This window comes from Kineosporia succinea (genome assembly GCF_030811555.1).
GTDB classification, from domain to species: Bacteria; Actinomycetota; Actinomycetes; order Actinomycetales; family Kineosporiaceae; genus Kineosporia; species Kineosporia succinea.
Genome location: NZ_JAUSQZ010000001.1, coordinates 5,400,576 through 5,414,537, shown reverse-complemented (window position 1 = coordinate 5,414,537; position 13,962 = coordinate 5,400,576). Strand labels below are relative to the sequence as shown.

The window sequence follows — 13,962 nt, the reverse complement described above, 5'->3', positions numbered from 1 at the left end:
CTCCGGAACGGGGTGCCCCGCCTGTGTCGGCCAACGGTAGGTGGCATATTCACGCCATGGCGATCCTCACGCAGTCGCACACCTCCACCCGCTGGTCCTCGCACCCCGCCCTCGACGAGGTCGACCCGTTCATCGGCACCGCGGCCACCGACCTGCCCGCCCCCCGGGGCCTGGCCGCGAGCTGGTGGTGGCCCAAACCGCAGGTCGGCAACACCCATCCGGGCGCCACGTCCCCGCTGGGCATGGTCTCGGCCTGCGCCTACTCCGGCGCCTACCCGACGGGGTACGGGAAGTACGGCAAGAACACCCAGGGTGTGCCCGAGGAGATCTACGACCGGCTGCAGGCCAGTGGGTTCACCCACTTCCAGCAGAGCGGCACCGGGATGATCCGCAAGTACTACAACTACGTACGAGTCACCCCGATGATCCAGCCGCTCGACGACCTGGGTGAGTCCTGGGCCCTGACCGACGAGGAGGCCCACCCGGGCTACTACGCGGCCACCCTCGACACCGGCATCCGCTGCGAGATCACCGTCGGCGAGAAGGTCGCCGTGCACCGTTACACCTATCCGGAGAGCCGCAGCGCGCGCACCGTCGTCGACCTCTCGTGCGGCGGGCTCTCGATCGACCGCAGCCGCACCGTGCCGCTGCGCGCCCAGGTCGAGCTCATCGGCCGCGGCCAGGCCCAGGGCACCGTGGTCGTCGAGGGGGTGCCGCTGTCGTTCCACCTCGAGGTCGACACCCCCGGCTGGCGCCAGATGCTCTGGCACGACCGGCGTCTCATCGACGGCGGCACCCGCCTGGACTTCGACAGCATCCGGCACACCACCCTGCGCCCGTTCGGCCTGGTACTGATCGGGCCGGCCCGCGCGGGACAGACCGTGGAGCTGCGCATCGGCTTCTCGCTGCGGGGCCCGGAACAGGCCCGCGAGAACCTGAACCGCGAGTGCGGCACCGGCCTGCCGGCGTTCGACCGGGTGCGCGAGGCCACCGCCGAACGCTGGGCCGACCACCTCGGCCGGGTCCGGGTCGAGGGCGGTACGCCGGCCCGGCGCACGGTGTTCGGCACGGCGCTGTACCACTCGCTGATCAAGCCCTGTATCGCCGACGACGAGAGCCCCTTCTGGCCCTACGGCGGGCCGTTCGCGTTCGACGTGTGCACGATGTGGGACATCTACAAGACCCAGCTGCCGCTGCTGGAGGCGATCGCCCCGAACCGCGCGGTCGACCTGATGGAGTCGCTGATCCGGGTGGCGGAGGAGGAGGGCAACTTCCCCATCGGCTACCGGATGGCGCGCGGGGCCGACCGCTTCTTCCGGCAGGGCTCGGCCCTGGTGCACACCGCGCTCGCCGACATCCACGCCCTGGGCCTGGGTGACCTGGACTGGTCGTGGGCCCTCGTGCACATGGACGACGACCTGCGCCGCCAGTACGGCGAGGACTACTTCGACAAGGGCGTGGTGCACCCGATCAGCCACACCCTCGACCTGGCGATCGCGCACCACTGCACGTCACGCATCGCCAAGGCCCTGGCCGACGACCAGCTGGCCCGGAATCTGGCTGTGCGCAGCGGGAACTGGGTGAACGCGTTCGAGCCGGGCACCGGTCTGCTGCAGGACTCGACGTTCTACGAGGGCGGCAAGTGGAACTACTCGTTCCGGCTGATGCACGACATGGCCGCCCGGATCCGGCTGGCCGGAGGGGACGCGGCGTTCACCGGGATGCTCGACGCCTTCTTCGGGCACGGCGCCGCGCCGGTGCGCCAGCCCGGCCTCTCGCCCTCACCGGAGGAGATGGCCGCGGGGTACGCGCTGAACCGGTTCGAGGGCCTGAACAACGAGCCGGACATGGAGGTGCCCTGGGCCTACCACTGGGCGGGGCGTCCCGACCGCACCGCCGAGGTCGTGCACTCGGCGCTGACCTGGCAGTTCGGCACCGGCCCGGGCGGCCTGCCGGGCAACGACGACTCCGGCGGCCTGAGCTCGTGGTACGTGTGGGCGTCGCTCGGGCTCTTCCCGGTCGCCGGACAGGATCTGTTCCTCCTTCATCCACCTGCTTTTCCTCACAGCGTCACGCAGTTCAGCGCCGGGGAGCTCACCGTGGAGACCAGTGGCCATACCGAGACACCCATCAGCAGCGACGGTCTCGACGCCGAGCCGCCGGTGCAGTACCTTCAGTCCGCCACGCTGGACGGGAAACCTCTGGACGGGCCCCACATCCCGGCCCACGTCCTCCATCGCGGCGGTCGTCTGCACCTCCACCTCGGGGCCGAGCCCAGCTCCTGGGGCGGATCCGCGCGACCCCCGTCACTGTCCGACTGACCCCCGGAAAACAAGGATTCGATGAACCTTCCGCACCGCCGCCTCGTCATCATCGTGCGCGCCGACCCGGTGATCTGCGGTCACTCCGGCGAGGCCCGCAACCTGGCCGAGGTGGCCCTGACCCGCGGCTTCGACGACGTGCGCCTGCTGACCTGGCCGATGGAGGCCCTCGAGGCGGCCGGCCTGCCGCTGAAACCGGTCGACGGGCTGTTGCCCTACAGCCCCGGCATCACCGTCGAGCGGCCCGAACCGGTCGGCGACTACCGGGTGCCCGACGGCCGGTACCTGGCCGGGCTGACCGGCCGGCTGGTCGAGCTGCTGGCCGAGCCGGTGCCCACCGTGGTGCTGTCGATGTACCTGGTGCCGCACGCCGACGTCGCGGTCAACGCCGTCGCCGCCGCCCGCGCGGCCGGGCTCGACCCGCAGGTGCGCACCATGGCCAAGGCGGTCGGCTCCGACGTCACCAACGTGATCCGGAACGCCCTGCGCGAGCAGCACTTCGGCTCGGCGATCACGCTGTTCACCACGTTCCTGGCCAACGACGAGCTGATCGCGGTCTCGGAGTACACCCGCGACGAGATCATCGCCTGCGCACAGGAGGTCGACGAGATCGCGGGGACCACGTTCGCCGAGCAGTGCCGGCGGCGGGTCGTCATCGGCTACCCGCCGATCGACACCTCGGCCTACCTCGAGCCCGATCCCGCCGAGGTCGACGCGGCGCTGGCCCGGCGCGGTCTGGAACGGGGCGGTTACGTGCTCTTCCTGTCCCGGGTGGCCCGGGCCAAGGGCGTCTACGACCTGGTCACCGCGTTCGCCCAGACCCGGTGCCGCGAGCGGGTCAAGCTGGTGATCGCCGGGAACGGGCCTGCGCTGGAACACATTCAGGCGATGGCGCTGGAGGACGAGCAGATCGTCTTCCTCACCGACGTGGACGACGACGAGAAGTCACTGCTGATGAACGGGTGCGCCGCCTACACGCTGCCGACCAAACCCGAGCCCGACTTCGTGGAGACGTTCGGTATCGCGCTGGTCGAGAAGATGCTCTCCGGCGGGGGCCCGGTGATCACCACGCTGACCGGGGGCACCGGCGAGGCCGTGGGTGACACGGCGATCGTGATCGAGGCCGGCAACGTCAACGAGCTGACCGCGGCGATGGACCGGGCGGTGCTCGACCTCACCGACGGCGAGCGCGCGGAGATGGCCCGGCGGGCCCGGGAGTACGCCGTGAGGTTCGACCGGGCGCCGATTTTCGACGCGCACTTCGGCGCGGCCTAGGCCTCGGGCCGGGCCGGTTGCCGTGATCGGGTGGCTCCGGTGCGCCGCGACCGCACGGACGTCACCCGCTCCCGGGTCAGTTGCCGGGGGTTGCGCCGAACTTCGAGCGCAGGAACTCGCCCTGCCGCAGCAGCTGCTGTTCGAGGTTGCTGCGGGAGGGGCGCCGGGCCAGGTCGGCCAGCGCGGTCTCGATCGAGACCAGCTGGTCGGCCACCTCGGCCTGGGCGGAACGGCCCTGCACCGGGCTGTTCACGTCTTTCAGGCTCAGGAACGGCTCGAGGGTGTCGGGCAGGTAGCGCTCGACGCTGGCCTGCACCAGGTGCATGCCGTCGGCCTCGAGCTCGCCCTCCATGAGACGCACCAGCAGGTCGTCGAGGTGGGTGTCGATGGCCCGCAACGCGGTGAGGCCGCGCTGGTCGAGACGGCCCGCGGCCCGCTCGACCAGGGCCCGGCGACGCTGGTCGAGACCGGGCACCGCCGACGTGGCCCCGACGGCGACCACGTCGGCGTGGGCCAGGGCCGAGGCGATGGCCCCCAGCCGTTCGCGGCCGGTGCGGCGGGTGGCCGCGCCCAGCACCAGCGAGGCGGTGACCGCTCCGGCGACCAGGCCGATCAGGCTCGCGGCGATCACCCCGGCGCCGAGAAGCACGAGCACACCGATCCAGCCGCCCAGCGAACCGGCCACGACCGCGGTGTCCCGGGCCAGCTGGGCGCCGGTGCGTTGCGCGGCCTGGTGGGACAGGCTGCGCAACGCGTCGTCGTAGGCCGCCGAGCGCTGCACCAGGCAGCGCGCCTGCACGACCGGGAGCCGGGGGGCGAGCAGGTCGACGTCGGCCCGGGTGCGGGCCAGGTCACGCCGTACCCGCCGTGCCGCGGACGAGGGAACGGTGCCCCGGGTGGCCAGGGCACTGACGCGGTCACGGGTGCCGTCGAGCCGGGTCTGCACGGCCTGGGCCGAGCCCTGCGGGTCGGCCAGGAGCAGCGGGGCGGCCACGGCCCGGTAGGCCCGCTCGGAGACGGCCGGCGCCCGGTCGTGCACGACGTCCACCACACCACCCAGCACCCGCCCAGCACCCCGCACCACCATCGCACCCTCCCTCTCCGAGCCCCAGTATCCGCCTCCTCCAACGCCGAGGTCGAGACGAACGTGCCCGGAGAGACACCCGGCGCTTCGAAGCAGGCCGGCGAGACGGCTCAGCCCCGGTGGATCAGCTCCAGGATCTGCGAGTAGTACCCGTGGAACTCCGGGCTGCCCAGCACCTCCGGGTCACGGGGACGGGGCAGGTCGATCGCGAACTCGGCGGCCACCTTGCCCGGCCGCGGCGTCATCGCCACCACCCGGTCGGAGAGGAACACGGCCTCCTCGATGTCGTGCGTGATCAGCATGACCGTCATCCGGTTCTGCTCCCAGACCTGGGTGAGCAGCTCCTGCATGGTGCGCCGGGTGAGGGCGTCCAACGCCCCGAACGGCTCGTCCATCAGCAGCACCTCGGGCCCGTACGACAGCGACCGGGCCAGGGCCACGCGCTGCTGCATACCGCCGGAGAGCTGCGCCGGGTAGGACGACTCGAACCCGGTCAGCCCGACCTGGTCCAGCACCTCCCGGGCCCGCTCCACGCGGGCCTTACGGGACAGCCCCTCCTCGCCCTCCAGGGCGAACACCACGTTGTCCAGGGCCGACAGCCACGGCAGCAGCGTCGCCTGCTGGAACACCACGCCGCGGTCCCGCCCCGGGCCGAGGATCTCGTGCCCGGACAGCGACGTCGTCCCGGTGGTGGGCGCGTCCAGCCCGGCGATCAGCGACAGCAGCGTGCTCTTGCCGCAGCCGGAGGCCCCGACGACCGACACGAACTCCCGGTCGCCGAGCGTCAGCTCGACGTCGGACAGGGCCACGACCTCGCCGAACCGCTTGGTGACGCCGGAGACGACGACCTTGGGCTCGCGGGCGAGCGTCTCGAGGGTCTCGGAGGTCATCAGGAGCGTCCCTTCAGGTAACGGAAGAACTGCCGGCCCAGCGCCCGCATCAGCTGGTCGAAGACCAGGCCGAGCAGACCCAGCACGATCACGTAACCGATGATCAGGTCGGTCTCGAGGAATCGCTGGGCCTGGGTGATGCGGTAGCCCATGCCCTCGGTGGCGGCGACCAGCTCGGCCACCACGAGCCAGGTCCAGGCCCAGCCCAGGCTGATGCGCAGGGCGTCCCAGATCCGGGGCAGGGCGGCCGGGAACACGATCCGGGTGAGGATCTTGACCGGCCCGTGGCCCAGCGTGGCGCCCAGGTTGCGGTACTCCACCGGCACACGGCGCACCGCGTCGGCGAACATGAGCACCTGCTGGAAGAACGTGCCCAGGAAGATGATCAGGAACTTCTGGCTGTCGTTCGTGCCCACCCACAGGATCGTGAGGGGCACGAACGCCACCACCGGCATGTACCGGATGAAGTCCATGATCGGCTCGAGAGCCGCCTCGACCCGCGGGATCGCGCCGCACAGGACCCCGATCGGGATCGCGATCAGGCTGGAGGCCAGGTAGCCCACCATCACGCGGTAGGTGCTCACCCCCATGTCGCTCCACAGCTCACCGTTGCCGGCCTGCTCGCCGAGCTTGGTCAGCACGGCCTGGGGCGAGGGCAGGAACAGGGGCTCGACCAGCTCGAGAGCGGTGACGAGGGCCCACACGGCGAGGAGGACGACGAACCCGGCCACGGCGGTGACGAGGTACTGGCCGCGGCTCAGACCGGACGACACCGGCCGGGACCGCCGGGTCCGCACAGGAGAGCTGGTCGTGGTGGTCATGAGGGTGAGCCCCTTACTTCGCGGCTTCGACGAGGCTGGTGTCGACGGCGGTCTTCAGGTCGGTCCCGCCCTTGAGCAGGCCGATCTGGGAGGCGATGTCCTGCACGTCGGGCAGCACCGTGTTCAGGTAGTCACCGCCGAGCATGGTCTTGTTGGTCTCCAGCGAGAAGAACTCGACGCCGTCGAAGGCGGTGTCGAGCGAGGCCGCGTCGCTGCCGATGCCCTTGGCGATGATCTCGCGGGCGGCCTGGGTGTCGGACTCGTAGAAGCCCACCGACGGGCCCCACGCGTTCACGATCTTCTGCACGTCGGCGGCGTTCGACTTCAGGTAGTCGTTGTCGACCACCAGCACGTCGCTGATCAGGCCCTCGTTCTCGGCCGCGGTGAAGAGCGTCTTGAACGAGCCGGCCTTGGACGCCTCGGAGATGTAGGGCTCGTAGGTCACCGCGACCGGGACCTTCTTGCCGATCAGGGCGGTGGCGGCCTCGGACGGGTCCATCGGCACCGGCTCGATGTCGTCGAGGCTCAGGCCGTTCTCCTGCAGCGCGTAGCCGAGCAGGAGGTTGCTGACCGAGCCCTCCTCGAACGCGATCTTCTTGCCCTTGAGGTCCGCGACGCTGGAGATGCTGTCGTCGGTGAGCACCGCGTCCGCCGTCTTGGAGGCGTCCAGCAGCAGCACCACGCTGACGTCCAGGCCCTGCTCGATGAACTGCAGCGCGGAGTGGCTCGCGGCGTTGGCGACCTGGATCCGGCCGGCGGCGAAAGCGGCCGTCATGTCCGCGTCGCTCGCGAAGTTGGTGATGGTGACGTCCACCCCCTCGTCCTCGAAATAGCCCTTGTCCTGGGCGATGTACCAGGGGCCGTACCCGAGCCAGGGCTGGATGCCCATGCCGACGGCCTCGGAGCCGTCGCCGGACGACGAGCTGCCGGAGGAGCAGGCGGTGGTCACGGACAGGGCCACAGCGAGGGCCACGGCTCCGACTGCACGGCGGGAGCGGGTCTTCAGAGTCATCGGGGGGTCCTTCCGGGGCGGGGGTGCGGGGAGCACCTCGGCCTCAAGCATCGAAGACCTGGGGCTCACCGATCAAATAGCTTCGGACGAGCCGCTTCATCAGTTCCGTTGATGAAAAGCATCAGCAACGCTTGCGAAACACGCTCGAAACCTGGCGGCCGGGTTGAGCTCCGGTGAGCCCGGTCACCCCGGCCCGACCCGCGCAAACGTCCGGCTCCACGAGAGCCGTCCGGCCCGGGCGAAAAGGGCCACCGATGATGGACGCGCGGGTCGCCCGGGGTGCCCGGCCGCCGGTTCGAATGTTGCACATACGTTTCGGCGAGTTTGCCGCGTGGCCGTATCTGAATTTTAGATGTCGTGGCGCGTCCGGGCCGCCAAAACGCGTCGATCCCCGTCCGGCTCGAGGACGGGGACCGCGCGCGGGGGACGAACTACCCGACGATCAGGTCGGCGGCCCGCTCGGCGAGCACCAGCACGGTGCCCACCGGGTTCACGGCGGTGACGGTCGGGAACACCGACGCGTCGGCGATTCTCAGCCCTTCGAGGCCGATCACGCGCAGCTCCGGGTCGACCACCGCGTCCGGGTCGTCGGGACGGCCCATCCGGCAGGTGCCGCTGACGTGGTAGACGGTCTGGTGCGCGGCCCGCTCGATCCGCGAGATCTCCTCGTCGGTCTGCGCGTCCGGCCCGGGGAACACCTCCCGCACGATGTGCCGGGCCAGTGGCTCGGCCGCGGCGATGCGCCGGGCCAGGCGGATCCCGGCCACCAGCATGCGCTCGTCGTGCCCGTCCGGGTCGGTGAAGTAGCGGTAGTCGATCAACGGGGGACGCGTCGGGTCACCCGAGTCGATCCAGACCCGGCCGCGGCTGCGGGGTTTCGCCACGTTCGAGGCCATCGACAGGTTGCGCGGCGGCAGCACGGCGCCCTGGGCCTCGGCCTGCCCGCCCACGGTCGTGACCGGCAGGTGCATGAGAACGTCCGGCCGGTCGGCGTTCTCGTCGACGCGGGCGAGCACCCCGGCGTCCCAGTCGGTGGCCCGGACGTCGGGCACGTCACAGTCGATCTCGAAGACGGTCAGGCCCTCGGCGTGGTCCTGCAGGTTCTCCCCCACCCCGGGCCGGTCGAGCACCAGGTCCACGCCGGCCTCCTTCAGCACCCCCGCCGGGCCGACGCCGGAGAGCAGGAGCAGGCGCGGGGTGTCGATCGCGCCGCAGCTGAGCACGATCTCGCGGGCCGTGAAACGCTCGCCGCCCTCACAGACCACGGCCTTGGCACGCGTCCCCTCGAACTCGAGCCGCAGCGCCCGCCGGCGCAGCAGCACGTGCAGGTTCTCGCGTCCCAGCACCGGGTGCAGGTACGAGACCGAGGCCGAGGAACGCACCCCGGTGGCCGGGTCGTAGCCGATCTCGAAGAACCCGGCCCCCTCCACCAGGTCACCGGGCAGGTCGTTCCAGGTCTCGCGGCGCGGCACCCCGAGCGCCGAGACCGCCGACCGCACACCCAGTTCGACGAGAGGGTTGCGGTGCTCGGGCGCGACCGGCGTGATCGGCGCGGCCAGCCGGTCCCAGTACGGCAGGATCACCGACGGCTCCCAGCCCCGCGCACCGGCCGCGACCCACTCGCGCAGGTCGGAGGCCAGGGGTTTCCACGCGATCATCGTGTTGACGCTCGAGCAGCCGCCCAGGATGGTGGCCCGGGCCTGCCGGATGTTCGAGTTGCCCCGTTCCTGCGGCACCGAGCGGTAGTCGAGGTCGTACTCCCCCTCGAGCATCTCGGGCCAGCGGGCGATCTGCAGGGCGCGGGGCTCGTCCACGTCGCTCGGGCCCCACTCCAGCACCCCCACGCGGCGGCCGGGATCGGCGCAGAGCCGGGCCGCGATCACCGACCCGGCCGTGCCACCCCCGACGACCAGTACGTCGAAATCGGTCACCGGCGGGGTCTGCCCGCTCTCCACCACGCTCATCTGAGAGGTACTCCTGTCGTCCGTGCCGTTCGGCACCACGCTGTTCTCCACCGTGCTGTTCGCCACCACCAGGATGGTCACGTCCGGCCCCACCACCCAAGACTGTTTTACCGCTCCGGCGCATCACTTTCCGCGATGAAGCGACCTCGGTCACGCCGCATGTTTCGACGGCGTTTCCCGGCATCTGCCCCGCCGATGCCCTTCCCCCGGCAATCCCTGCTTGAGAGAGCGGTTCTCGCTGCCTAGGCTCGACGCCCGCACCGTTTCGTTGGGAGATCCCGTCATGACCGAGTCCGCCGCGAGCTGGCACGCCCAGGCCGAGAGCCTCACCCACCCGGTCCGGGCCGTCATCGGCGGCGAGCTCGTCGAGGCCACCGGCGGACGCACCCTCGACAACACCGACCCGGCCACCGGCCGGGTGCTCGCCCGGGTCGCCGCCTGCACCCCGGACGACGTCGACCGGGCCGTGCGCGCCGCCCGCGCGTCGTTCGACCGCGGCGTGTGGCGCCTGCAGTCGCCCGCCGCGCGCAAGCGGGTGCTGCTGCGCCTGAGCGAGCTGATCCTCGAGAACGCCCGGGAACTGGCCCTGCTCGAGTCGCTCGACACCGGCAAGCTGATCTCCGGCACCACCACGATCGACATCCCGGGCAGCGCCGCGATCCTGGCCTGGTACGCCGAGGCGGTCGACAAGGTCTACGGCGAGGTCGCCCCGACCGCCGGCGGCAACCTGGCCGTGGTCTCCCGCGAGCCGGTCGGCGTCGTCGGTGCGGTGATCCCGTGGAACTTCCCGCTGGAGACCGCGATCTGGAAGATCGCCCCGGCCCTGGCCGCCGGCAACAGCGTCGTGCTCAAACCGGCCGAGGAATCCCCCTCCACCGCCCTGCGTCTCGGCGAACTGGCCCTTCAGGCGGGCCTGCCCGCCGGCGTCCTCAATGTCGTCCCCGGAAACGGGCACGAGGCCGGGCAGGCCCTCGGTCTGCACCCGGACGTGGACGCGATCGCCTTCACCGGCTCCACCGAGGTCGGCAAGCTCTTCCTCGGCTACAGCGCCCGGACCCGGCTGCGCAGGCTGCAACTGGAGTGCGGCGGCAAGAGCCCGAACCTGGTCTTCGCCGACACCGCCGACCTCGAGGCCGCCGCCGACGGCGTGGTCGCGGGCATCTTCAGCAACAGCGGGGAGGTCTGCTCAGCCAACTCCCGCCTGCTCGTGCAGCGCGAGATCGCCGACGAACTGGTGCGACTCGTGATCGAACGGGCCGCGGCGAAGCAGCCCGGTGACCCGCTCGACCCCGCCACCGGCATGGGCCCGCTGGTCAGCGACCGGCACGCGGCCAAGGTCCTCGACCTGATCGCCGACGGCACCCGCACCGCCGAGCTACGCCACGGAGGAAAGGTTTCCGGCCCCCGCGACACCTTCGTCGAGCCAACCGTGTTCACGGGCGTCGACCCCACCTCGCGCATCGCGGTGGAGGAGGTCTTCGGGCCGGTCCTGGCCGTCTTCCCGTTCGGCACCGAGGAGGAGGCCCTGGCGCTGGCCGGGGACACGCCCTACGGCCTGGCCGCCTCGGTCTGGACCGACAGCCTCTCGCGGGCCCACCGCGTCGCCTCCCGGCTGCGCGTGGGCACGGTCTCGGTCAACTGCGTCGACGCCCTCGACGTCACCACCCCGTTCGGCGGTTTCAACCAGTCCGGCTTCGGCCGCGACCTGTCACTTCACGCCCTCGACGAGTACACGGGCCTCAAGACCACCTGGATCCGGTACTGAGACGGCCCGACCTGACCCGACCAGACCCGACCAGACCTGGCCCGACCTGGCCCGACCAGACCTGGCCCAACCCGACCTGAGCTGCTCCGACCTGGCTCGACCTGACCTGGCTCGACCTGACCTGGCTCGACCTGACCTGGCTCGACCTGACCTGGCTCGACCTGACCTGCTCCGATCTGACCTGCTCCGATCCGGCCCGGCTCGACCTGGTCAGACGCACTTCGGCCACGACCTGGCACGGACAGGGCAGTGGCGGACGGGGTTCCGTTCATGGACGGAACGGTGCCGGTGGGGGCTACCGAGGGTGGGGTGAGTAGAACCGCGCTGCTTTCGATTATCGATTATCGAAAGCAGCGCGGTTCTCGTTCGGCTGGGATGGCCCGACGGGTACGGGCAGTCGGGGGTGCCGGGAACCGGATTGTTCACACGTCGGGCCGGGCCGGGCCGTGCGGGCCAGGGCCACGGCCAGGGGCCAGGGGCCAGGGGCCAGGGGCCAGGGGCCAGGGGCCAGGGGCCAGGGTCACGGCCAGGGGCAGGGTCACGGCCAGGGCCAGGGGCCAGGGGCCAGGGGCAGAGTCACGGCCACGGGCTGCGACCAGGGCCAGGGCCGCGACCAGGATCAGGGTCAGGTTCGCGGTCAGGGTCAGGTTCGCGGTCAAGGTCAGGTTCGCGGTCAAGGTCAGGTTCGCGGTCAAGGTCAGGGCCGCGGCAGGTAGGGCCAAGTCAGGTCGCGGCGCATCTGACCAGGCCGGTCGGTGGCGCCAAGGTGGCGGTTCGGTGGTGCCGAGGTGGCCGGCCAAGCCGCACAGCCGGCCAGACCACACAGCCGGCCAGACCGCACAGCGTTCCGGTCAGTGCTCGCAGGAGCAGGCGCCCGGCGCCCCCGTGTGGCAGGCCGTGGCCTGGGGACGGGGCGCGTCCAGGGCCGGGTTGCGGTCGAAGAATCCCGACGGCTTGAGCACGAAACCGGTCTGGTCGACGGGCATGATCGGCCAGTCCTCCGGCCGCGGGAAGTGTGTGAGCCCGAAGGTGTGCCAGACCACGATGTCCGTGCCGTCGACGTCGCGGTCGGCCCGGGTCCAGGTGTCGATGCCGGTGTTGCCCGGGTTCTGGTTCACGTACTGACCCGAGGGGTAGCGCTCGGCGTCCGACTGGGCCGTCACCCACAGGTGTTTCGTGGTGAAGGCGGCCCGGCGCGCGATCGACGACGACGGGTCGGCCAGCAGCGTCGGCCCGCCCTCGGGATGCAGCGTGTACCCGACCGGCTGGCCCACCCGGTTGAGCACCGACGGATTCACCAGGTGCCAGACGCGTCCCACCGACCCGTCGGCCAGCCGGGCCGCCTCCGACTCCCGCCGCAGGCGGGTGGCCCGTCGCGTGAACGCGTTGCCGTGGGGGTTCTCGCCCGAGACGGGGACGCGCACCGCGTCCACCTCGTCGACGGCGTTGCCCACCCCGTCCACCATCAGGTCGAGACGCGCCGAGAACAGGTGCTGGTGATACGGAGCGCCGACCCCGGGCGCGATCTGACTGGCCCACGGATACCCCTCCCCCGGGTAGGAGGACGCGAAAACCACGCCGGTGGCCTTGCACTCGAGCTCGATCGTGCCGTCGAGGTACAGGTACCAGTAGAAACCGTAGTCGTAGTTGCCCACCGTGATGAAGAACGAGATCACCAGGCGGCGCTGACGACGCGTCGAGGAGGTGCGGTTGTACGGATCGGTGTGCTTCCAGAGCAGGCCGTCGTCCTCTTCGTGCATGCAGATCGCGTTGCCCATCGGCCGCGGCCGGCCGTGGTCGTCGGCCAGCACCGCGTCGAAATAGTGGATCTCGCCCAGGCAGTCGCAGCCCAGCGTGAGCGAGTTCGCCTCCCGGCCCAGCGAGTACTCACCCGCGTCGAAGTAGTTCTGCCAGAACCGCACCGGCGACGGATCACCGTAGGGCACGACCATCTCGGCCACCGACGCCCGGTACACGATCGGCCGCACGCGCCCGCCCTGGTCGCGGTCACGGAACCCGATCTGGTGCAACGTGAGCCCCTCGACCTGGTCGAAACCGACCCGGAACTCCCAGTTCTCCCAGCGCACCAGATCGCCGTCCACGGTGAAGCTCGGCCCGTCGGGCTGGATGATCCGCAGGGCCTTCTGGGTGTCCCGCTCCGACAGTCCGGGCATCTCGAAATCGGCTCGCTCACGCGGTAGTTCGAAGAGACCGTCATCGATCAGGTCGACCACCTCGGCGGTGATCAGGTCGACGTAGGCCACGATCCCGTCGACCGGGTGGGCCCAGACATTGTCGGCGTCGTCGAGCTGCAGGAACGACAGGCAGCGCACGAGTCGCCGCCCCCGCTCCCCCTCGATGCCGAAGTCCCCCGCGCTCAGGGCCGAGATCCGGATGCGGGTGGGCTCGTCCAGGCCGCGCCGGGCCATCGCCGCACACCAGCCCTCGTGCTTCCAGAGGATGCTCTCGACCAGGTCGAACTCCTCGCCCATGATCGGCGGCTGCCCCTCGGTGACCACGTCGACCCGGCGGCTGGTGACCACCGAGCGGCTGGTCAGCGAGACCACGACCTCGGTGACCGCGCCGCTGACCCGGTCGAGCAGGGTGCTGCGCACACGCCGGTCCCAGGTGGTTCCCGGGGTCCAGGCCAGCACCTCGGCCTTGGCCGGCTCGTCGGGCAGCACCAGCGGGAAGCGCGTGTGCGGGCCGATCAGCCCAGCCTCGTCGAGAACAGCCCGGTTCAGGATGATTTCGGACGCGGTGAGGCGGTCGAGCGGATGGGTGGCCGTCTCGGTCGGGCTGGGCACGGGCGGACCTCGTTCGTCGTCGT

General features: G+C 71.0%; 10 protein-coding genes. 3 read left to right on the top strand and 7 right to left on the bottom strand.

The window, feature by feature from the left end; translation table 11 throughout:
• Positions 1-56 precede the first annotated feature (56 nt).
• The gene (locus tag J2S57_RS23505; RefSeq protein ID WP_307246652.1) at positions 57-2,321 is read left to right on the top strand and encodes a GH92 family glycosyl hydrolase; all 2,265 of its coding nucleotides are present in this window, start codon (positions 57-59) and stop codon (positions 2,319-2,321) included.
• Between the two features lie 21 nt (positions 2,322-2,342).
• Positions 2,343-3,596, top strand: a complete 1,254-nt coding sequence (locus J2S57_RS23500) for a glycosyltransferase (RefSeq protein ID WP_307246650.1) — start codon at positions 2,343-2,345, stop codon at positions 3,594-3,596.
• Positions 3,597-3,672: 76 nt separating this feature from the next.
• Here the strand turns inward: J2S57_RS23500 and J2S57_RS23495 are convergent, their stop codons facing one another.
• The 5 genes from J2S57_RS23495 to J2S57_RS23475 all read right to left on the bottom strand — a co-directional run bounded on the left by J2S57_RS23495 (position 3,673) and on the right by J2S57_RS23475 (position 9,367).
• Positions 3,673-4,683, bottom strand: a complete 1,011-nt coding sequence (locus tag J2S57_RS23495) for a hypothetical protein (protein ID WP_307246648.1) — start codon at positions 4,681-4,683, stop codon at positions 3,673-3,675.
• 107 nt (positions 4,684-4,790) lie between these two features.
• A complete protein-coding gene (locus J2S57_RS23490; RefSeq protein WP_307246647.1) occupies positions 4,791-5,570 on the bottom strand; it encodes an ABC transporter ATP-binding protein in 780 nt (259 codons plus the stop codon).
• On the bottom strand, positions 5,570-6,391 hold the full coding sequence (locus J2S57_RS23485) for an ABC transporter permease (protein WP_307246644.1): 822 nt from the start codon (positions 6,389-6,391) through the stop codon (positions 5,570-5,572). The genes J2S57_RS23490 and J2S57_RS23485 overlap by 1 nt, the downstream gene beginning before the upstream one ends.
• 13 nt (positions 6,392-6,404) lie before the next feature.
• The gene (locus tag J2S57_RS23480; protein WP_307246642.1) at positions 6,405-7,403 is read right to left on the bottom strand and encodes an ABC transporter substrate-binding protein; all 999 of its coding nucleotides are present in this window, start codon (positions 7,401-7,403) and stop codon (positions 6,405-6,407) included.
• 431 nt (positions 7,404-7,834) lie between these two features.
• Positions 7,835-9,367, bottom strand: coding sequence for a GMC family oxidoreductase (locus tag J2S57_RS23475; RefSeq protein ID WP_442358352.1), 1,533 nt, complete (start codon positions 9,365-9,367; stop codon positions 7,835-7,837).
• 283 nt (positions 9,368-9,650) lie between these two features.
• Here J2S57_RS23475 and J2S57_RS23470 point away from each other — a divergent pair, with 283 nt between their 5' ends.
• Positions 9,651-11,132: an aldehyde dehydrogenase gene (locus tag J2S57_RS23470; RefSeq protein WP_307246639.1), complete on the top strand. Its 1,482-nt coding sequence runs from the start codon at positions 9,651-9,653 to the stop codon at positions 11,130-11,132.
• 422 nt (positions 11,133-11,554) lie between these two features.
• Here the strand turns inward: J2S57_RS23470 and J2S57_RS23465 are convergent, their stop codons facing one another.
• Positions 11,555-11,809 (bottom strand): hypothetical protein, encoded by a 255-nt coding sequence (locus J2S57_RS23465; RefSeq protein WP_307246637.1) that lies wholly within the window; start codon positions 11,807-11,809, stop codon positions 11,555-11,557.
• A 174-nt stretch (positions 11,810-11,983) separates the two neighbouring features.
• Positions 11,984-13,939: a primary-amine oxidase gene (locus J2S57_RS23460; protein ID WP_307246635.1), complete on the bottom strand. Its 1,956-nt coding sequence runs from the start codon at positions 13,937-13,939 to the stop codon at positions 11,984-11,986.
• Positions 13,940-13,962 lie beyond the last annotated feature (23 nt).

Coding starts and splice junctions, on each gene's coding strand:
- J2S57_RS23480 (WP_307246642.1), bottom strand. CDS start 7,403: ATGACTCTGAAGACCCGCTCCCGCCGTGCAGTCGGAGCCGTGGCCCTC.
- J2S57_RS23495 (WP_307246648.1), bottom strand. CDS start 4,683: ATGGTGGTGCGGGGTGCTGGGCGGGTGCTGGGTGGTGTGGTGGACGTC.
- J2S57_RS23500 (WP_307246650.1), top strand. CDS start 2,343: ATGAACCTTCCGCACCGCCGCCTCGTCATCATCGTGCGCGCCGACCCG.
- J2S57_RS23490 (WP_307246647.1), bottom strand. CDS start 5,570: ATGACCTCCGAGACCCTCGAGACGCTCGCCCGCGAGCCCAAGGTCGTC.
- J2S57_RS23475 (WP_442358352.1), bottom strand. CDS start 9,367: ATGAGCGTGGTGGAGAGCGGGCAGACCCCGCCGGTGACCGATTTCGAC.
- J2S57_RS23470 (WP_307246639.1), top strand. CDS start 9,651: ATGACCGAGTCCGCCGCGAGCTGGCACGCCCAGGCCGAGAGCCTCACC.
- J2S57_RS23505 (WP_307246652.1), top strand. CDS start 57: ATGGCGATCCTCACGCAGTCGCACACCTCCACCCGCTGGTCCTCGCAC.
- J2S57_RS23485 (WP_307246644.1), bottom strand. CDS start 6,391: ATGACCACCACGACCAGCTCTCCTGTGCGGACCCGGCGGTCCCGGCCG.